14 protein-coding genes are annotated in these 18,263 nt (G+C 62.2%); 3 read left to right on the top strand and 11 right to left on the bottom strand.

From position 1 onward, the window contains the following. Positions 1 to 4 precede the first annotated feature (4 nt). From P7C00_RS24915 to nadA, 3 genes are all read left to right on the top strand, one after another. Positions 5 to 3,073, top strand: coding sequence for an AMP-binding protein (locus tag P7C00_RS24915; protein WP_404937533.1), 3,069 nt, complete (start codon positions 5 to 7; stop codon positions 3,071 to 3,073). Continuing rightward, positions 3,070 to 3,711 carry a thioesterase domain-containing protein gene (locus P7C00_RS24910; protein ID WP_346632427.1) on the top strand — a complete coding sequence of 214 codons (642 nt, stop codon included), beginning with the start codon at positions 3,070 to 3,072 and terminating at the stop codon, positions 3,709 to 3,711. The genes P7C00_RS24915 and P7C00_RS24910 overlap by 4 nt, the downstream gene beginning before the upstream one ends. Before the next feature lie 331 nt (positions 3,712 to 4,042). Then, positions 4,043 to 5,101 carry a quinolinate synthase NadA gene (nadA, locus tag P7C00_RS24905; RefSeq protein ID WP_346632426.1) on the top strand — a complete coding sequence of 353 codons (1,059 nt, stop codon included), beginning with the start codon at positions 4,043 to 4,045 and terminating at the stop codon, positions 5,099 to 5,101. A 63-nt stretch (positions 5,102 to 5,164) separates the two neighbouring features. Here the strand turns inward: nadA and P7C00_RS24900 are convergent, their stop codons facing one another. The 11 genes from P7C00_RS24900 to arcA all read right to left on the bottom strand — a co-directional run bounded on the left by P7C00_RS24900 (position 5,165) and on the right by arcA (position 18,215). Then, the gene (locus tag P7C00_RS24900; RefSeq protein WP_346632425.1) at positions 5,165 to 5,653 is read right to left on the bottom strand and encodes an RDD family protein; all 489 of its coding nucleotides are present in this window, start codon (positions 5,651 to 5,653) and stop codon (positions 5,165 to 5,167) included. A gap of 96 nt (positions 5,654 to 5,749) precedes the next feature. Continuing rightward, entirely contained in the window at positions 5,750 to 5,962 is a 213-nt protein-coding gene (locus P7C00_RS24895) for a cold-shock protein (protein WP_007977299.1), read from the bottom strand. A gap of 392 nt (positions 5,963 to 6,354) precedes the next feature. Then, the gene (gene gcvT, locus P7C00_RS24890) at positions 6,355 to 7,479 is read right to left on the bottom strand and encodes a glycine cleavage system aminomethyltransferase GcvT (RefSeq protein WP_404937532.1); all 1,125 of its coding nucleotides are present in this window, start codon (positions 7,477 to 7,479) and stop codon (positions 6,355 to 6,357) included. A 40-nt stretch (positions 7,480 to 7,519) separates the two neighbouring features. Beyond that, entirely contained in the window at positions 7,520 to 8,896 is a 1,377-nt protein-coding gene (locus tag P7C00_RS24885; RefSeq protein WP_346632423.1) for an L-serine ammonia-lyase, read from the bottom strand. 177 nt (positions 8,897 to 9,073) lie between these two features. Next, positions 9,074 to 11,929, bottom strand: coding sequence for an aminomethyl-transferring glycine dehydrogenase (gene gcvP / locus P7C00_RS24880; protein WP_404937531.1), 2,856 nt, complete (start codon positions 11,927 to 11,929; stop codon positions 9,074 to 9,076). Between the two features lie 10 nt (positions 11,930 to 11,939). Beyond that, entirely contained in the window at positions 11,940 to 12,323 is a 384-nt protein-coding gene (gene gcvH, locus P7C00_RS24875; RefSeq protein WP_102860578.1) for a glycine cleavage system protein GcvH, read from the bottom strand. 415 nt (positions 12,324 to 12,738) lie between these two features. Then, positions 12,739 to 14,247, bottom strand: coding sequence for a sigma-54-dependent transcriptional regulator (locus tag P7C00_RS24870; RefSeq protein WP_404937530.1), 1,509 nt, complete (start codon positions 14,245 to 14,247; stop codon positions 12,739 to 12,741). Positions 14,248 to 14,421: 174 nt separating this feature from the next. Beyond that, complete coding sequence (locus P7C00_RS24865; RefSeq protein WP_102860580.1) at positions 14,422 to 14,781, bottom strand: DUF5064 family protein; 360 nt, start codon at positions 14,779 to 14,781, stop codon at positions 14,422 to 14,424. Positions 14,782 to 14,852: 71 nt separating this feature from the next. Then, positions 14,853 to 15,782 carry a carbamate kinase gene (gene arcC, locus P7C00_RS24860; RefSeq protein WP_346632420.1) on the bottom strand — a complete coding sequence of 310 codons (930 nt, stop codon included), beginning with the start codon at positions 15,780 to 15,782 and terminating at the stop codon, positions 14,853 to 14,855. Between the two features lie 88 nt (positions 15,783 to 15,870). Next, positions 15,871 to 16,881, bottom strand: a complete 1,011-nt coding sequence (locus P7C00_RS24855) for an ornithine carbamoyltransferase (protein ID WP_123726158.1) — start codon at positions 16,879 to 16,881, stop codon at positions 15,871 to 15,873. A gap of 77 nt (positions 16,882 to 16,958) precedes the next feature. Continuing rightward, positions 16,959 to 18,215, bottom strand: a complete 1,257-nt coding sequence (arcA, locus tag P7C00_RS24850) for an arginine deiminase (RefSeq protein ID WP_123726159.1) — start codon at positions 18,213 to 18,215, stop codon at positions 16,959 to 16,961. Between the last annotated feature and the right edge of the window lie 48 nt (positions 18,216 to 18,263).

Raw genomic sequence — 18,263 nt, 5'->3', positions numbered from 1 at the left:
CGGCATGGGCCACCTATCTATTGCTTCGCGCCTGAATGAAGTCTTCGCCCACCACGCCACGGACACCGCGCTGAGCTGCAACGGCGCACGACTCAGCTACCGGGAGCTGGAGCAGCGCTCGGCTCGGGTGGCGGCGCGGCTGCTGGGCCTCGGCCTGTCACCGGGCAGCACCCTGGGCCTGGAAGTGGAGCGTTCGATCGAACAACTGGTGCTGCTGGTGGGCATGGTCCGGGCAGGCCTTTCGTACTGCTATCTGGACCGCAGCAATCCGCCCCAGTGGAACCAGTCGGTCTGTGAGCGCAGCGGCGTGCATTGGCGCATCACCCAGGATGTGGCCGGTGGCCCAGGGTACCTGGCACTGGAGTCATTGCTGGCGCCGACGGACGAGGCACCGTGCTGGCCGCAGCTAACCGGTGCCGAGCCGGTGTACGTGAACTTTTCCAGCGGCACTACCGGCGCACCAAAGATCATTCCCTGCACCCATCGTGGGGTGTTGGGCTTTTGCGACCGCCCGCGACACTTTCCGCTGCAGCCGGGCTTTCGCATGCTCTATGCCTCGAACCTGACTTTTGATGCCTCGCAGTTCGAGATCTGGACCGCGCTGCTCAATGGCGGCGAGCTGCATATCCATGTCCCTGGTCCGCTGACCCTTGGGCACCTGCGGCGTTACATCCATGACGCTGGGGTCGACAGCCTGTGGCTGACCTCGACCCTGTTCAATACCTTCATCGACATCGATCGCGACTGGCTGCGGGGCGTCCAGCGGCTGATGGTCGGCGGCGAGGTACTGTCCGCGGGGCATATCCAGCAGGCCTATGCCGCCGCCGACGGGCTGACGCTGTACAACGGTTATGGCCCCACGGAAAACACCATGGGCACCTGTGTCTATGCCATTCCCCGGGACGTTGACAGCACCCGGGAGATCCCCATTGGCCATGGCGTGGACGATGCTGTGCTGTTGCTGATGCGTGCCGACGGGCAGGAATGCGACGTGGATGAGCCCGGCGAATTGCTGATTGCCGGGGGCGGGCTGTCCCCCGGTTATCTTGGGGACGTCGCGCTGACCCGGGAGCGCTTCATCGAACTGCCGTGGCAGGGCCAGACGCTGCGTTGCTACCGCAGCGGCGATCTGGTGTCCCGCGATGGCCAGGGCCTTTATCACTTTCACGGCCGCAGCGATGACCAGATCAAGTTGCGTGGCCAGCGCCTGTCGCTGACTGAAGTGGCTGCGGCCTTCAAGCGTTACCCGGGAATGCTCGACTGTGCGGTGCTGCTGGATGATCTGCGGAGCGAGGCCCAGTTGCTGCTGGTGTACCTGGAAGCCCCAGGGGTCGAGCCCGGGGCGCTGGCCGAGTATGGTCGGCAACGCCTGCCACCGTTCATGGTGCCGCAGCGCTTTGTCGGGCTTGAACGTTTTCCCCTGCGGGCGTCCGGCAAGCTGGATATCGCTGAACTGAAGCAGCGTCTGTGCTGTGAACATCCGACCGGTGAAGCGGACGCGTCGGTGGCGGGGCGGTTTCTCGCGCGCTTCGGCGTGTTGGCCCATGACCGCCAGCGCAGTTTCTTCGACAACGGAGGCAACTCTCTGGGGGCGATCAAGCTGGTGGACACGGTGAACCGGCACCTGGGCCGGGAGGGCCTGGGTCTGGAGCAGTTCTACCGCATGAGCAGCCTGCAGCAGTTGCTGGACTGGCTGCAGGCGCAGCCTGCTTTGGCGTCGTTGCTGGAAAGGGGTACCGAGCAGTACTACGTCACGCCACTGCAGCAGGAGTCCCTGTCCGAAGCCCATGCAGGGTTTTCGATCAACACCCACCTGGGGCGTTTTGCCGTGGTCCGCGCCACCTCCGCCAGCCAGGCCCGGGAGGCGCTGCACAGCGTTCCCGAGCCGTTGCAGGCGGCTGGCGACAGTCGCTGGATCGGCCTGAACAAGAGTCAGCTGTCGATGGTCTATGCCGAGCTGTTGCACAAGGACCTGCGGGCCAACAACGTGCTCTATCTGTTCCGGCCCGAGCAGTTGCCGGCCGCCGGGGTGGACCTGGCGACGCTGGCCCAGGGGCTGAAGCAGCGCTATCCGCTAACGGCCTGTCGAGTGGCACGGGTCGAGGGCGAGTACTGTTTTGACCTGGCTCCCGAGCCGCCTGCGCGCCTGTGGCAGGACGCCGTGGCAGAGTTCCCCAGCCAGGAGGCCTGCGTGGAACACTTCCTCCAGCGGCCGCTGTCGTTGTTCGAACAGGACCTGTGCAGCCTGTTCAAGGTGCGCGTTGACGGCGTCCTGCACCTGGGGCTGTGGCTGCATCACATTCTCGGCAATCACGTCGGACAACTGAGCCTGCTGCGCAGTGTTGAGCAGTTGGCGCAGGACCCGCAGTTGATATCGGAGGGGACGGATTTCTCTTTTATCGGTAACAACCTGATGCAGGCCGAGGACTATGAGCGCCTGGCAGATGCCGGCACCGAGGCCTGGGAGCAGGAGGCCGACGAGTATGCGCCGCTGGCCGATGCCGCGGCGCCGGTGACCACCGCCCAGGCCGTACAGATGCGGACGCGGTTGGCCATGGACCCGCTGAAGCTGGCCTCGCCTCAACGCCTGTTCCACCTGTTGCAGGCATTTCGCCAGGGCTGTGCCGGGGGACTGGGGATCGAAGCGCCTATCGTCAATCTGCTGTTCGCCTGGGCCGAGCGTGCGGTGATCAGCGGTTTCTCCACTTACACCGTGCCGGTGCCACTGACACCGCAGCGATTTGCCGAGGGTTGCGAGCCGCAGGCCACCCAGGATTACCTGAATGCCAAGCTGGCCCGCGCGGCGCTCGGCTATGAGGAGATACTCGCTGCGCTGGGCTTGTACGGCTTTGTCCCGGCGTTTCTGTGCAACTTCGTCGAGTTGCCGGCCAGTGATGCACAGTGGCTGCAAACCCGGATCGCCAACCCGGTCACGGAGTGGCCCAAGACCCTGCTTGATCTGACGCTGGTCAAGTCGGCCCAGGACTGCGAGGTGCTGCTCAACAGCTATTTGCCAGAGCCGCAGGCCCGGGCCTTCCTTGAGTGTTTTGTTGCGGCGGGGGAGCGGGGATGAAGCTGATCTGCTTTCCCGACTTCGTCGGCCATCCGATCTGTTTTTCCGCCCTGGGGCGGGCGCTCAAGGGGCGGGTGTCGCTGGTGCAGGTCAACTACAGCGACTACTGGCCCTATTCCAGTGTCGACGCCCTGGCCCGAAACATTGCCCAGGAGCACGACCTGAGTACAGTGGACGCGGTACTTGGTTATTCCTTCGGCGCCTATGTGGCCGCTTGTTGCGTGGCACAGCGGAGCCCGGCGAGTGCGCCGCAGCCCGTATTGCTGGTGGACCCGCCACGGCTGTCCGAGCTACGAGGACTGGCCCCGGCCGCCATTGCCCAACGCCTGGAAGCCGACCCGCAGTACGCCTACATCGACGACCTGGTGGATGCGCAGTTGGTCAGCCGCGACTGCGTCCACGGCAATATCCTGTTGCTCTCAGAGTGGCAGGCCGTGCCGCTGACGGCAGTCGCGGTGGATGTGCTGCTGTCCGCCGGTCGCAGCGCCGAGGCGCTGGCCCAGGGCTTGGGCCTCGATCCGGCCCAGGACAATCGCTATTGGCGGGATGAGCAGAGTCACCATGGTTCGGTGATCAACAGCCCCGACGTGGCGACCTGGCTTCTGGATCGCGCTGCCGTGCCGCGAATCGCTTGGTGAGCGGTTGTGGGCTGTTCGGGGGGCGTGAAGTTCCTGTCGGGTCGTTCCTCGTACTTCCTGGTGGTGCACGCCGGACCGGGGCTGGGTAGTGCCCTGTCCGACCAGCGGGCCAGGGCGTAGCTTGGGGGCGTGCGGGCAGATACGGAGCCGGCGGGGCAGGGCATGGCTGTTGGGCAGAATAGGCTTTTGAATACCCTGGATATTCTGTAGCCTTGCGCGGCTCCAATGCTGTCCGTACCTGATGAACTCACTCTCCCGGCGGGGCCCTAAGCGGTCCGGAGCCGGTGGTATACTCGACTTTCGCGCCCAAGCGCCTGCAGGTCTTGCGAACATGACGCAAATTTCTGAACGCCTTCTGGTTCAAGCCCACCTCGACGCCAAGCAGCCCAAACCCTTGAGCGCTGAGCAAGAGGCCCATCTGCGCACCGCCATCGCTGCCGAGCTCAAGGCTCAGGATGCGGTGCTGGTTGCACATTTCTATTGTGATCCGGTGATTCAGGCCCTGGCCGAAGAAACCGGTGGCTGTGTTTCCGACTCCCTGGAAATGGCGCGCTTCGGCAATGCCCACCCGGCCAAGACCGTAGTGGTTGCCGGTGTCCGCTTCATGGGCGAGACAGCGAAGATTCTCAATCCTGAAAAACGCGTGCTGATGCCGACGCTGGAAGCCACTTGCTCTCTCGATCTGGGTTGCCCGGTGGATGAGTTCTCGGCTTTTTGCGATCAGCATCCTGAGCGTACCGTGGTGGTGTATGCCAACACCTCGGCAGCGGTCAAAGCCCGCGCCGATTGGGTGGTCACCTCCAGTTGCGCCCTGGAGATCGTCGAAAGCCTGATGGATAACGGCGAGAAGATCATCTGGGGCCCGGACAAGCACCTGGGCACTTATATCCAGCGCCAGACCGGTGCCGACATGCTGCTCTGGGACGGTGCATGCATCGTTCATGAAGAGTTCAAGTCCAAGCAACTGGAAGACATGAAGGCGCTGTACCCAGAGGCGGCTATCCTGGTGCACCCAGAGTCCCCCAGCTCGGTGATCGATCTGGCTGACGCCGTTGGCTCCACCAGTCAGTTGATCGCTGCCGCGCAGCGTCTGCCGAACAAGACATTCATCGTCGCTACCGACCGCGGCATCTTCTATAAGATGCAGCAGCTGTGCCCGGACAAGGTGTTCATCGAGGCGCCTACTGCCGGTAACGGTGCGGCGTGCCGCAGTTGCGCCCATTGCCCGTGGATGGCCATGAATACCCTTGAGCGTACCTTGCAGTGCCTGCAGCAGGGCAGCAACGAGATCCATGTGGACCCGGCGCTGGTCCCCAATGCCGTTCGGCCGCTCAAGCGCATGCTGGACTTTACCCAGGCGGCGCGGATGAAACTGGCGGGTAACGCCTGATCGGTTTTCTCCCGTGGTCATGAAAACGCCCCGATCTGTCGGGGCGTTTTTGTGAGTGGCGGGCTATTTCTTTTTCTTGGGGATGCGCACCAGCTGGGTATTGGAATAGATGTCGTGCCAACTGCGTTTCTGCTTGTCCACCAGTACCCAGAAGAAGCCCAGGCCGGCGCACAGCCAGGACGCGATGGACACCATGAAGCGCAACAGGGCCTGCCACAGACTGATGCGGCTGCCATCGGCGTTCTGCACCCGAATGCCCCAGACCTGCATGCCCAAGGTCTGTCCGGAATGGGTCCAGAACTTGGCGAAGAAGCCGAACAGCACGAACAGCAGCACGGTGGAGTACAGTGGGTCGCCGTCCAGGGCTCCAGATTCGGTCAGGGCACGCATCCGCGCTTCGCCGATGATTTGCATCTGGATCAGCTTGTAGATGCCGCCCGTGACAATCAGCAGGGCGACGCAGAGTAGAAAATCATAGAACATCGCTGCCAGGCGACGACCCAGACCGGCGGCGGGGAATTCGCCTTGGGGGCTTAGCAGATGTTTCGACATGACAGGCTCTCGACTGAAAAAAGAAGCCATTTTACGGAATTGCGCGCACAAAAAAGCCCCTGATGTCAGCATCAGGGGCTTTTTCGTTACAGACGATTAAGCTTCTGCTTGTACTTCGTCAGCCTGCATGCCTTTCTGGCCTTGCACAGCGATGAAGGTCACTTTTTGGCCTTCTTTCAGGCTCTTGAAGCCGTTGCCCTGAATGGCGCGGAAGTGTACGAACAGATCCGGACCGCTTTCTGGAGTGATAAAACCAAAACCTTTCTCGTCGTTAAACCACTTGACGGTACCGCTCTGACGTTGGGACATTTCTTATTTCCTTTGACGCTAAAAAATTAATGACAGTCTCTTTCTCATGAAAGAGTACTGGGCTGGGTTGCAGGAAAGTAAGAGACGTCGAACGGGTTGTAGCAAACTTGTTAGCTACTGCCCAGGTCACGATTCCAAGCGACCCATGCAAACACAGTGGGGAAACTCTACGCCAACTATGGGAGAAAAAACAAGCCCCGCGAAGCCCCGGTTTTACTCAGCTTACCGAGGTTTGGCGGAACTAGCGTGCAGGGCTTATTCGATAGAGTTGTTCAATTGTTTTCGGGCGTTATAAGTAGAGTTCAGTATCGAAAATATGCACTGTTTTATGGCGGTTGCGTTACAGATTAGTGCACTTTTAACGCAACCGCGTTACTTATAGAAACAGTCCTTTAGCCACGGTAGTAGCGTTGTGGCACGAATGGCATTTTGCTTACAAGCATTGGCACCTTTTTCCCACGAACTATCGCAGCAACTGGCGTATCAAGTGCACTGTGCTTCACGTCGAGGTAACCCATGGCCAATGGACCGCCCAAGGTCGGGCCGAAGCCGCCGCTGCAGACGCTGCCGATGATGTTGCCTTCAGCGTCGACGATTTCCGCGCCTTCTCGTACCGGCGTCCGTTCCTGGGGCAGAAGGCCGACGCGTTTGCGACTGACCCCCTCCTGTTGTTGGGAAAAGATCGCCTGGGCCCCGGGGAAACCGCCAGCGCGGGCGCCGTCGGCGCGGCGGACCTTGGAGATAGCCCACAGCAGGCTGGCCTGGATCGGCGTCGTGTCGCTGTTCATATCGTGGCCATACAGGCACAGACCGACTTCCAGGCGCAGGGAGTCACGGGCGCCCAGCCCAATGGCCGCCACTTCCGGCTCGGCCAGCAGCGCCCGGGCGAGTTTTTCCGCCTGATCAGCCGGCACCGAGATTTCGAAGCCATCCTCCCCGGTGTAACCCGAACGGCTGACAAAACAGTCGGCTCCCAGCACCTGCACCGGCTTGAACTGCATGAAGGTCATCGTCGCCACTTCCGGTGCCAGGCGTGCCAGCACGGTGACCGCTGCCGGGCCTTGCAGTGCCAGCAGGGCGCGCTCTTCGAACAGGGGTTGAATGTCGCATTGATCGCCGATGTGCTGGCGCAGATGGGCCAGGTCCTGCTCCTTGCAAGCGGCGTTGACCACCAGGAACAGTTGCTCGTCGCCCAGATTGGCGACCATCAGGTCGTCGAGGATGCCGCCCTGTTCGTTGGTGAACATGGCGTAGCGTTGCATGCCCACCGGCAAGTCGATGATGTCTACCGGCACCAGGGTTTCCAGAGCCTTGGCGGCATTGGCACCGCTCAAGCGGATCTGCCCCATGTGGGACACATCGAACAGACCGGCGTGCTCACGGGTGTGCTGATGCTCTTTCATCACCCCAAGCGGGTACTGCACCGGCATGTCGTAGCCGGCGAAAGGCACCATGCGGGCGCCGAGTTCCAGGTGCAGGCTGTGCAATGGGGTTTTCAACAGTGTTTCGGTGGACATGGGCAACTCCTGAAAAATGTGCGGATGCGTCGCTTGGGCATCAGCACTCGATAATGTTCACGGCCAGACCGCCACGGGCGGTTTCCTTGTATTTGCTTTTCATGTCGGCGCCGGTCTGGCGCATGGTGCGAATGACCTTGTCCAGGGAGACGAAATGCTGCCCGTCTCCGCGCAGGGCCATGCGCACCGCGTTGATGGCTTTCACCGAACCCATGGCATTGCGCTCGATGCAGGGCACCTGCACCAGGCCGCCAATCGGGTCGCAGGTCAATCCCAGATTGTGTTCCATGCCGATTTCTGCCGCGTTCTCCACCTGCTGCACGCTGCCCCCGAGCACCTCGCACAAGGCCCCGGCCGCCATCGAGCAGGCCACGCCGACTTCACCCTGGCAGCCGACTTCGGCACCGGAGATCGAGGCGTTTTCCTTGTACAGAATGCCGATGGCGGCCGCAGTCAGGAGAAAGCGCACCACCCCGTCTTCGTTGGCGCCGGGTATGAAGCGCATGTAGTAATGCAGCACCGCGGGAATGATCCCGGCTGCACCGTTGGTGGGGGCGGTGACCACTCGCCCGCCGTTGGCGTTTTCTTCATTCACCGCAAGGGCGTAGAGGTTGACCCAGTCCAGCACCGACAGGGCATCGCGCAAGGCCGCTTCCGGGTGCTTGCACAACTGGCGGTGCAGGGCCGCGGCACGACGCTTGACCTTGAGTCCGCCGGGCAGAATCCCTTCATTGCGACAGCCAGCATCCACACAGTCCTGCATCACCTGCCAGATCTTCAGCAGTCCGGCACGGGTTTCCGCTTCCGGGCGCCAGGCGCTTTCATTGGTCAGCATCACCTGGCTGATGGACAAACCGTAGGTGCTGCAGTGTTGCAGCAGTTCCTTGGCGTTCCTGAAGGGGAAGGTCAAGCGGGTGGTGTCTTCGACGATGCGGTCGGCACCGGCGGCGTCTTCGTCGACAACGAAACCGCCACCGACCGAGTAGTACTCACGGCTACGGGTCTGCAGGCCGGCGCTATCGAAGGCGCGAAAGATCATGCCGTTAGGGTGATAGGCCAGGGGTTTGCGGATCATTGCCAGGTGTTCTTTCTCGTTGAACGCAATGCTGTGTTCGCCGAGTAGATCGATACGTCCGCTGCCGCGTATCTGCTGCAGGCGTGCGGCGATGTTTTCGGTATTCACGGTGTCCGGGTGTTCACCTTCCAGGCCCAGCAGCACCGCTTTGTCGCTGCCGTGGCCTTTACCGGTGGCGCCCAGCGAGCCGTACAGCTCGACCTTGACGCAGGTGGTGCTGGCCAGCAGCTGATCGCGACGCAGGCCTTCGACAAAACGCGCGGCAGCGCGCATCGGGCCGACGGTGTGGGAGCTGGAGGGGCCGATGCCAATCTTGAACAGGTCGAACACGCTCAGGGACATGTTGGTTCTCCGGTTTCTTATTGTATTGATCGGCAGGCAAGCACTTGCAGGAGCGTGTTTGCCCGCGATCCAGGCGACGCGGTTCTACCCGATTGATGCGTTGCTCATCGCCGGCGAGCCGGCTCCTACAGGTATACGCGGTATCTGCAGGGGCACGGCTCTCCAGTGATGGACGGCTCAAGCGTCCTGGTAGCTTTCGATCGACGGGCAGGCACACACCAGGTTGCGGTCGCCAAACACGTTGTCGACCCGGCCAACCGGCGGCCAGTACTTGCTTTCGATCAGCGACGCTACCGGATACACGGCCTGCTCGCGGCTGTACGGATGGGACCATTCGCCCACCAGTTCTGCCGCCGTGTGCGGAGCGTTTTTCAGTGGGTTGTCGTCCTTGTCCAGGACGCCATTTTCCACCGCGCGGATTTCTTCGCGGATGCGGATCATGGCGTCGCAGAAGCGGTCCAGTTCTTCCTTGGATTCGCTTTCGGTCGGTTCGATCATCAGGGTACCGGCCACCGGGAACGACATGGTCGGCGCGTGGAAGCCAAAATCGATCAGGCGCTTGGCCACGTCATCGACGCTGATGCCGCTGCTGTCTTTCAAAGGACGCAGGTCGAGGATGCATTCGTGGGCCACCAGGCCGTTGCTGCCGGTATAGAGCACTGGATAGTGTTCTTCCAGGCGGCGCGAAATGTAGTTGGCATTGAGGATGGCCAGCTGCGAAGCGCGCTTGAGACCGGCACCGCCCATCATGCGGATGTACATCCAGGTGATCGGCAGGATGCTGGCGCTGCCGAAGGGGGCGGCACAGACCGCGCCTTTCTTGTTTTCCAGCGCAGCATGGCCAGGCAGGAAAGGCGCCAGGTGCGATTTGACGCCGATTGGGCCGACACCAGGACCGCCACCGCCGTGGGGAATGCAGAAAGTCTTGTGCAGGTTCAGGTGGGACACGTCGCCACCGAACTTGCCTGGTGCGCAGAGGCCGACCATGGCGTTCATGTTGGCGCCGTCGATGTATACCTGGCCGCCGTTGTCATGAATGATGCCGCAGATTTCGCGGATGCCTTCTTCGAACACGCCGTGGGTCGACGGGTAGGTGATCATCAGTGCGGCGAGGTGCTCGCGGTGCTCGATGGCCTTGGCTCGCAGGTCCTCGATATCCACGTTGCCCCGAGCGTCGCAGGCGGTGACCACCACGCGCATGCCGGCCATGTTGGCGGTGGCCGGGTTGGTGCCGTGGGCCGACGATGGAATCAGGCAGATGTCGCGACGGTCATCGCCACGGCTCTGGTGATAGGCACGAATGGCCAGCAGACCGGCGTACTCGCCCTGGGAGCCGGCGTTGGGCTGCAGGGAGACGGCGTCGTAGCCGGTCGCGGCGCAGAGCATCGCTTCCAGCTCGGTGGTCAGTTGCTGGTAGCCGGCGCTTTGCTCGGCCGGGGCGAAGGGGTGCAGCGCACCGAACTCGGCCCAGGTGACCGGGATCATTTCGCTGGCGGCGTTGAGCTTCATGGTGCAGGAGCCCAGCGGGATCATGGTGCGATCCAGGGCCAGGTCCTTGTCCGCCAGCTTGCGCAGGTAGCGCATCAGCTCGGTTTCCGAGTGGTAGCGGTTGAACACCGGGTGGCTGAGGATTGCCGACTGACGTATCAGGGCGGCGGGGATGCTGCTGGTGACCGAAGCCGCCAGTGCGGCGAAGTCCGGCGCGGCCTTGCCTTCGCCCAGCAGGTTCCACAGGCCTTCAACGTCGGCCTGGGTGCTGGTTTCGTCCAGGGACAGGCCCAGGCGCTCGGCGTCGATCACCCGCAGGTTGATGCCCTGGGCGCGAGCCTTGTCGTGCAGCGCGGCGGTGCGGGCACCGGTATGCAAGCTCAAGGTGTCGAAGAAGTTGTCCTGCTCCACGGCCAGACCCAGGTCGCCCAGGCCTTTGGCCAGGATCGCGGTCAGTTGGTGGATGCGCTGGGCAATCTGGATCAGGCCTTTGGGGCCGTGGTACACGGCGTACATGCTGGCGATGTTGGCCAGCAGTACCTGGGCGGTGCAGATGTTGCTGGTGGCTTTCTCACGGCGGATATGCTGCTCGCGGGTCTGCATGGCCAGGCGCAGGGCCGGCTTGCCGAAACGGTCTACCGAGACACCGACCAGACGGCCCGGCATGTCGCGCTTGAAGGCATCGCGAGTCGAGAAGTAAGCCGCATGCGGACCACCGAAGCCCAGCGGTACACCGAAGCGCTGGGCGCTGCCGATGGCCACGTCGGCACCGAACTCACCTGGCGGGGTCAGCAGGGTCAGGGCCAGCAGATCCGCGGCCACGGCCACCAGGGCGTTGGCGGTGTGGAAGCGCTCGGCCAGTTCGCGGTAGTCGAACAGGTCACCGTTGCTCGCCGGGTATTGCAGCAGGGCACCGAAGAACGGGCTGACATCGGTCAGTTTGCGCTCATCGCCCACCACCACGTTGATCCCCAGGGGCTCGGCACGAGTGCGCAGTACGTCCAGGGTTTGCGGGTGGCAATGCACGGAAGCGAAGAAGGCGTGGCTGCCCTTGTTCTTGCTCAGGCGCTTGCAGAAGGTCATGGCCTCGGCGGCGGCAGTGCCTTCGTCCAGCAGCGAAGCATTGGCGATGGGCAGACCGGTCAGGTCGCTGATCAGGGTCTGGAAGTTCAGCAGGGCTTCCAGGCGACCTTGGGAGATTTCTGGCTGGTAGGGGGTGTAGGCGGTGTACCACGCCGGGTTTTCCAGCAGGTTGCGCAGGATCGGCGAAGGCGTGTGACAGCTGTAGTAACCCTGGCCGATGTAAGTCTTGAACAACTGGTTCTTGTTAGCGATGGCCTTGATCGAGGCCAGGGCCTCGGCTTCGCTCTGGCCATGGCCCAGGTCCAGCACGCTGGTGCCCTTGATGCTTTCGGGAATCACGCTGGCGCTCAGGGCTTCCAGGGAGTCGAAGCCCAGGCTGTTGAGCATGGCTTGCTCATCGCCCTGGCGCGGACCGATGTGGCGCGCGATGAATTCGTTGGCGGTAGTCAGGTTGACGGTCATGACGGGGTCCTCAGGCTTCGGCGCTGGCTTTGATCAGGCGGTCGTAGGCGTCCTGATCCAGCAGTTGGCCGACAGCGGCGGCATCCGCGGGAATGAAGCGGAAGAACCAGCCTTCGCCCAGCGGATCTTCGTTGACCAGTTCCGGGCTGTCTTCCAGGGCTGGGTTGGTGGCGACCACTTCACCGTCCAGGGGCATGTACACACCGCTGGCGGCCTTCACCGATTCCACGGTGGCGGCTTCGGCGCCCTTGTCGTAGCTCTGCAGCTCCGGCAGTTGCACAAACACCACATCACCCAGGGCGTTCTGGGCGAAAGCCGTGATGCCGACGGTGACACTGCCATCCGCTTCGCTACGCAGCCATTCGTGATCTTCAGTAAAACGCAACTCGCTCATGGAAACTCCTCAAGGGCCAGACTCGTCTGGTGGACGCGATTGAATGCTCGTGCAGGGCCGAGCCGAATGGCAATGTCCATAGCAAGAACACGGCCAATATTGATTTGTTCTTTTAAGATCAATGATTTGAGCGTTTTATCGAAAAGCCTGAAGGGCTTGCTTGTAGCGAAATCGCTACATCTGGCCCTGTAGAAAAAAGGCTTTGAGGATCAAAGCCTTGCACGGCAGCGATTACAAGGCTGTGTAGCGAAATCGTTCCGCTGTAGCGCTTTCAGTACAGTTGCAGGTCGCTTCTAGAACGGTAGACGCGGCGGGGAGGTAGGAGCTGGCTTGTCAGCGAAAGCGCCCTTAAGAGCGACACAGGGCTTGAGGGCCTCTTCGCCGGCGAGCCGGCTCCTACGGATGAGGGGGCAGGTCAGGCCTTGCCGGGGATGCCGTACTTGCGCAGGCGATGGGCGATGGCCGTGTGGGAGGTTTGCAGGCGGTTGGCCAGTTGCCGGGTCGAGGGGTAGTTGACGTAGAGGGTTTCCAACAATTCCTTCTCGAAGGCTTCCACTGCCTGTTCCAGGCTCTCGACTTCGGCATCGTTCTGCCGTGCTACCGAGGTGCCGGCGATGTCCAGATCACCGATGTCCACCAGATTGCTTTCGCAAATGGCCGCCGCCCGGAAGATCACGTTCTGCAATTGCCGTACGTTGCCCGGCCAACGGTTGCCCAGCAGGGCGGGGTAGGTGCCCGGGGTCAGGCGACACACTGGGCGCTGGATCTGCGCGCAGGCCTGCTGCATGAAGTAGCGGGCCAGCAGCAGGATGTCCTGGCCGCGTTCGCGCAGCGGCGGCACTTCGACATTCAATACGTTGAGGCGATAGAACAGGTCTTCGCGGAAGCTGCCTTCGCCGACCATCTTTTCCAGGTCACGATGGGTAGCGCTGAGGATGCGCACATTGACCTTGATCTCGCGATCGCCACCGACCCGACGAAAGCTGCCGTCGTTGAGAAAACGCAGCAGCTTGGCCTGCAGGTAAGGCGACATCTCGCCGATTTCATCGAGAAACACCGTGCCCTGGTTGGCCAGCTCCATCAGCCCCGGCTTGCCGCCGCGCTGGGCCCCGGTAAAGGCCCCGGGGGCGTAGCCGAACAGTTCACTCTCGGCGAGGTTTTCCGGCAGCGCCGCGCAGTTCAGGGCCAGGAAGGGCGCGCTGTGCCGGGTGCTGATGGCGTGGCAGGCACGAGCCACCAGCTCTTTGCCGGTGCCGGTTTCCCCCTGGATCAACAGCGGTGCATCCAGGGCCGCGACCCGTTGGGCCCGGGCCTTGAGCGTGCGAATTGCCGGGGATTCGCCGAGCAGCGCATCGAAGCCTTCGGCGTGATCGTGGTGCAGGGCCGAGAGTCGCTCACCGATGCGGTTGGGTTGATACAGAGTCAGCAGCGCGCCGGCATCGGTAATGGGGGTGGCGTCCAGCAGCAGTGTCTGTCCGTTGACCATGATTTCCCGCAGCGGCAGGCGAAAGCCGTTTTCCAGCAGGGCCTCCAGCAGCGCGGCATCGGCAAACAGTTCGGCGACGCTTTCTCCCGCCGGTTCACGGCCATACAGGGCAATCAGCGCCGGGTTGGCCAGCAATACCTTGCCGGCGCTGTCCAGGGCCAGCACCGGATCGGTCATGGCCGCCAGCAAGGCGTCCAACTGCAAGTGGCGACGCTGGCCGGGCAGGATGTCGACCACCGTTACCGCCTGCACGCCCTGTACGTTGAACAGCGCATCGCGCAACTCTTCCAGTACCTGGGGGCTCAGGGTCGGGGCGTCGATATAGACGTTGGGCGGCACCATTTCCACCGCATCCAGGTTGAGATTGCGTCCGCCCAGCAGGGCCAGGACTTCCTGGGTAATGCCGACGCGGTCGATGAAGCTGACGTGGATACGCATGGGGAGGCAGAGGCTTCTGGAACACTGAAGGGCGCCAGTATGCCTTGGGCGATGGCCTTAGTCGAAATCGGTGGGGCTGTTGTAGGAGCCGGCCTGACGGCGAAGGCGGACCAGATACCCAGGCATGGCGCTGGTCATTTCGCCGGCAAGCTGGCTCCTACAGAAGGGGGGAGGTCATGCCAGGTGTTCGGGGTTTATCGGGTCGCCGGGCTTGACGTTCAGTTGCTTGCGTACGTCTTCGAACATCTCGTCGTAGTACTTGTGCATGGAGGCAATACTGGCGCTCTTGGGCAAGCCGTACTGTTGGGCGATGCGGGTCGCGTGACGGGCGAAGTCAAAGGCCAGGTCCTTGGCCAGGAAGAACTGCTCTTTCAAGGATTTGTCTTCAATAGTGCCGTGCAGGGTGAACAGCATGCCATGACCCTCCTTGGGGTCCTGGGCCAGTTCGTAGTCGATGCACAGGTTGTAGCTGAAGTCGTCCTTGCTCAGCGCATGGCGCTCTATATGCAGGTGACCGGGCTCAAACATGGCCATAGGCGTCTCTCCTCCAGGGCTTTGAATGAGGGCAGGCACCGGGCCCGCCCCGTGTTCTCACAGCAAGCGTCTTACAGGTAGCTGATGCCGGTTTTTGCCGTGCTGATGCGGGTGCCGGCCTTGCCCTGGACGATCGCTTCGATGTCCGAGAGTGAACCGATCACCGCGACTTTGCCAGTGTGCCGGGCAAATTCGCAGGCGGCCTGGACCTTGGGCCCCATGGAGCCGGCGGCAAAGCCCAGCTTCTCCAATTCATCCGGATGGGCCTGGGCAATGGCCTTCTGGGTGGGTTTGCCGAAGTCGATGAATGCTGCGTTGACGTCGGTGGCGATCACCAGCAAATCGGCTTCGAGTTGCTCGGCCAGCAGCGCAGAACACAGGTCCTTGTCGATCACCGCCTCGATGCCCTTGAGCTTGCCGTCCTCGCCGTACATCGTCGGAATGCCGCCACCGCCGGCGCAGATCACGATGCTGCTTTTTTCCAGCAGCCACTTGATCGGGCGGATTTCGAAAATGCGCTTGGGCTTGGGACTGGCCACCACTCGACGGTACTTGTCGCCGTCCGGGGCAATGGCCCAGCCTTTTTCCTTGGCCAGCTTCTCGGCTTCTTCCTGGCTGTAGACCGGGCCGATGGGCTTGGTCGGGTTCTTGAAGGCCGGGTCCTTGGCGTCCACTTCCACCTGGGTCAGCAAGGTGGCAAAGGGCACCTCGAAGTCCAGCAGGTTGCCCAGTTCCTGTTCGATGATGTAGCCGATCATGCCTTCGGTCTCGGCGCCGAGCACGTCCAGCGGGTAGGGCGAAACCTGGGTATAGGCGGCTGCCTGCAACGACAGCAGGCCCACTTGTGGGCCATTGCCGTGAGCGATCACCAACTGGTTGCCGGGATGGATCTTGGCGATCTGTTCAGTGGCGATGCGGATGTTGGCGCGTTGGTTGTCCGCAGTCATGGGTTCACCACGGCGGAGCAGGGCGTTACCGCCCAGTGCAACGACGATACGCATAATGCAGTCCTTCTAGAGGCTCTGTAGGAGCCGGCTTGCCGGCGAACATCAGTTCGCTGGCAAGTCAGCCCCGGCAGGGGGAGGCGAGTTAGAGGTCGGCCAGGGTCGAAACCAGGATCGCCTTGATGGTGTGCATGCGGTTCTCCGCTTGCTCGAAGGCGATGCAGGCCGGGGACTCAAACACGTCGTCGGTGACTTCGATGCCGTTGGCCAGATGCGGATACTGCTCGGCGATCTGTTTGCCCACCTTGGTGTCGCTGTTGTGGAAGGCCGGCAGGCAGTGCATGAACTTGGTCCGAGGGTTGCCGGTGGCTTTCATCAGTTGGGTGTTGACCTGATACGGCAGCAGTTGCTCGATGCGCTCGGCCCAGGCTTCCACCGGTTCGCCCATGGAGACCCAGACGTCGGTGTGGATGAAGTCCACGCCCTTGACTGCGGCCTTCGGATCTTCGGTGAGGGTGATGCGGGCACCGCTTTCCTCGGCGTATTGCTTGCAGCGCTGCACCAGGTCGTCATGGGGCCATAGGGCCTTGGGCGCGCAGATGCGCACGTCCATGCCGAGCTTGGCGCCCACCAGCAGCAGCGAGTTGCCCATGTTGTTGCGGGCGTCCCCCAGGTAGGCGTAGCTGATCTCGTGGATCGGCTTGTCGGCGTGTTCACGCATGGTCAGCACGTCGGCGATCATCTGGGTTGGGTGGTATTCGTCGGTCAGGCCGTTGAACACCGGAACCCCGGCGAATTTCGCCAGTTCTTCGACGATTTCCTGCTTGAAGCCGCGGTACTCGATGGCGTCGTACATGCGCCCCAGCACTCGGGCGGTGTCCTTCATGCTTTCCTTGTGGCCGATCTGCGACGAGTTGGGGTCGATGTAGGTGACGTTGGCGCCCTGGTCATAGGCGGCCACTTCGAAGGCGCAGCGGGTACGGGTGGAGGTCTTTTCGAAGATCAGCGCGATGTTGTTGCCCTTGAGGTGCTGCTGCTCGGTGCCGGTGTACTTGGCGCGCTTGAGGTCGCGGGACAGGTCCAGCAGGTAGCGCAGTTCGCGTGGGGTGTGGTGTTCCAGGCTCAGCAGGTTACGGTTGTGGATGTTGAACGCCATGATTATTTTCCTCGGATTCGGTAATCGGTCCGACCGGCGCCGGGTAGGCGCGGTCGGAGAGCGTGTCGTCTAAAGGCTTAGTAGTCGATCGGATCGCGAATGATCGGGCAGGTCATGCAGTGGCCGCCGCCGCGGCCCCGGCCCAGTTCGCCGGCGCTGATGGTGATGACCTCGACCCCAGCCTTGCGCAGTAGGGTATTGGTGTAGGTGTTGCGGTCGTAGCCGATGACCACGCCCGGCTCCACGGCCACCACGTTGTTGCCGTCGTCCCATTGCTCGCGTTCGGCGGCGAAGCTGTTGCCGCCGGTTTCTACCACGCGCAGGGCCTTGAGGTTGAGGGCCTTGGCCACGGTATCGAGGAAGCTGGCTTCTTCGCGGCGCACATCGATGCCGCCCGGTTTGCTTTCGTCAGGGCGCAGGCTGAAGGCGACGATCTGACTCACCACTTCCGGGAAGATCGTGACCAGATCGCGGTCGCAGAAGCTGAATACGGTATCCAGGTGCATGGCCGCGCGGGACTTCGGCAGGCCGGCGACGATCACACGCTCCACGGCCTTGTGCTTGAACAGGTTCAGTGCCAGTTGACCGATGGCCTGGCGCGACGAGCGTTCACCCATGCCGATCAGGACCACGCCATTGCCGATAGGCATCACGTCGCCGCCTTCCAGGGTGGCATTGCCGTGCTCCTGATCCGGGTCGCCGTACCAGATCTGGAAGTCGGCGTTGGTGAACTCGGGGTGGAATTTGTAGATGGCGGTGGTCAGCAGGGTTTCCTGACGTCGCGCCGGCCAGTACATCGGGTTCAGGGTCACGCCGCCATAAATCCAGCAAGTGGTGTCGCGGGTGAACTGAGTATTGGGCAGCGGCGGCAGGATGAAGCTGGAGTGGCCGAGGAAGTCGCGGAACATCTCGATGGTCTTGCCGCCGAAGCTGCTGGGCAGGTCGTCGGCCGAGACGCCGCCGATGAGGAATTCGGCAACCTTGCGTGGCTCCAGGCTGCGCAGCCACGAGCCGACTTCGTTGACCAGGCCCAGGCCCACCTGATTGGCGGTGATCTTGCGCTCCAGGATCCAGTCCAGGGCTTCGGGGATGGCAACGATGTCGGTCAGCAGGTTGTGCATTTCCAGCACATCAATGTCCCGCTCGCGCATCTTGGTGACGAAGTCGAAATGGTCGCGTTTGGCCTGGGCCACCCACAGCACATCATCGAACAGCAGTTCGTCGCAGTTGTTCGGGGTCAGCCGCTGGTGGGCCAGGCCTGGGGAGCAAACCATGACTTTGCGCAGTTTACCGGCTTCGGAATGGACGCCGTACTTAACTTTTTCCGTGGTCATTACTGTGATCCTCCAGAGACAAAACAATCAGGGGTGTTGCTTGAAAGG

It is taken from the genome of Pseudomonas sp. JDS08PS003, assembly GCF_045013505.1.
GTDB lineage: Bacteria > Pseudomonadota > Gammaproteobacteria > Pseudomonadales > Pseudomonadaceae > Aquipseudomonas > Aquipseudomonas protegens_B.
This window is presented reverse-complemented; position numbering and strand designations above follow the sequence as displayed.

What these genes read in the sequence shown, in the direction of transcription:
- P7C00_RS24915 (WP_404937533.1), top strand. Translation starts at nt 5, where the DNA reads ATGGGCCACCTATCTATTGCTTCGCGCCTGAATGAAGTCTTCGCCCAC.
- P7C00_RS24910 (WP_346632427.1), top strand. Translation starts at nt 3,070, where the DNA reads ATGAAGCTGATCTGCTTTCCCGACTTCGTCGGCCATCCGATCTGTTTT.
- nadA (WP_346632426.1), top strand. Translation starts at nt 4,043, where the DNA reads ATGACGCAAATTTCTGAACGCCTTCTGGTTCAAGCCCACCTCGACGCC.
- P7C00_RS24900 (WP_346632425.1), bottom strand. Translation starts at nt 5,653, where the DNA reads ATGTCGAAACATCTGCTAAGCCCCCAAGGCGAATTCCCCGCCGCCGGT.
- P7C00_RS24895 (WP_007977299.1), bottom strand. Translation starts at nt 5,962, where the DNA reads ATGTCCCAACGTCAGAGCGGTACCGTCAAGTGGTTTAACGACGAGAAA.
- gcvT (WP_404937532.1), bottom strand. Translation starts at nt 7,479, where the DNA reads ATGTCCACCGAAACACTGTTGAAAACCCCATTGCACAGCCTGCACCTG.
- P7C00_RS24885 (WP_346632423.1), bottom strand. Translation starts at nt 8,896, where the DNA reads ATGTCCCTGAGCGTGTTCGACCTGTTCAAGATTGGCATCGGCCCCTCC.
- gcvP (WP_404937531.1), bottom strand. Translation starts at nt 11,929, where the DNA reads ATGACCGTCAACCTGACTACCGCCAACGAATTCATCGCGCGCCACATC.
- gcvH (WP_102860578.1), bottom strand. Translation starts at nt 12,323, where the DNA reads ATGAGCGAGTTGCGTTTTACTGAAGATCACGAATGGCTGCGTAGCGAA.
- P7C00_RS24870 (WP_404937530.1), bottom strand. Translation starts at nt 14,247, where the DNA reads ATGCGTATCCACGTCAGCTTCATCGACCGCGTCGGCATTACCCAGGAA.
- P7C00_RS24865 (WP_102860580.1), bottom strand. Translation starts at nt 14,781, where the DNA reads ATGGCCATGTTTGAGCCCGGTCACCTGCATATAGAGCGCCATGCGCTG.
- arcC (WP_346632420.1), bottom strand. Translation starts at nt 15,782, where the DNA reads ATGCGTATCGTCGTTGCACTGGGCGGTAACGCCCTGCTCCGCCGTGGT.
- P7C00_RS24855 (WP_123726158.1), bottom strand. Translation starts at nt 16,881, where the DNA reads ATGGCGTTCAACATCCACAACCGTAACCTGCTGAGCCTGGAACACCAC.
- arcA (WP_123726159.1), bottom strand. Translation starts at nt 18,215, where the DNA reads ATGACCACGGAAAAAGTTAAGTACGGCGTCCATTCCGAAGCCGGTAAA.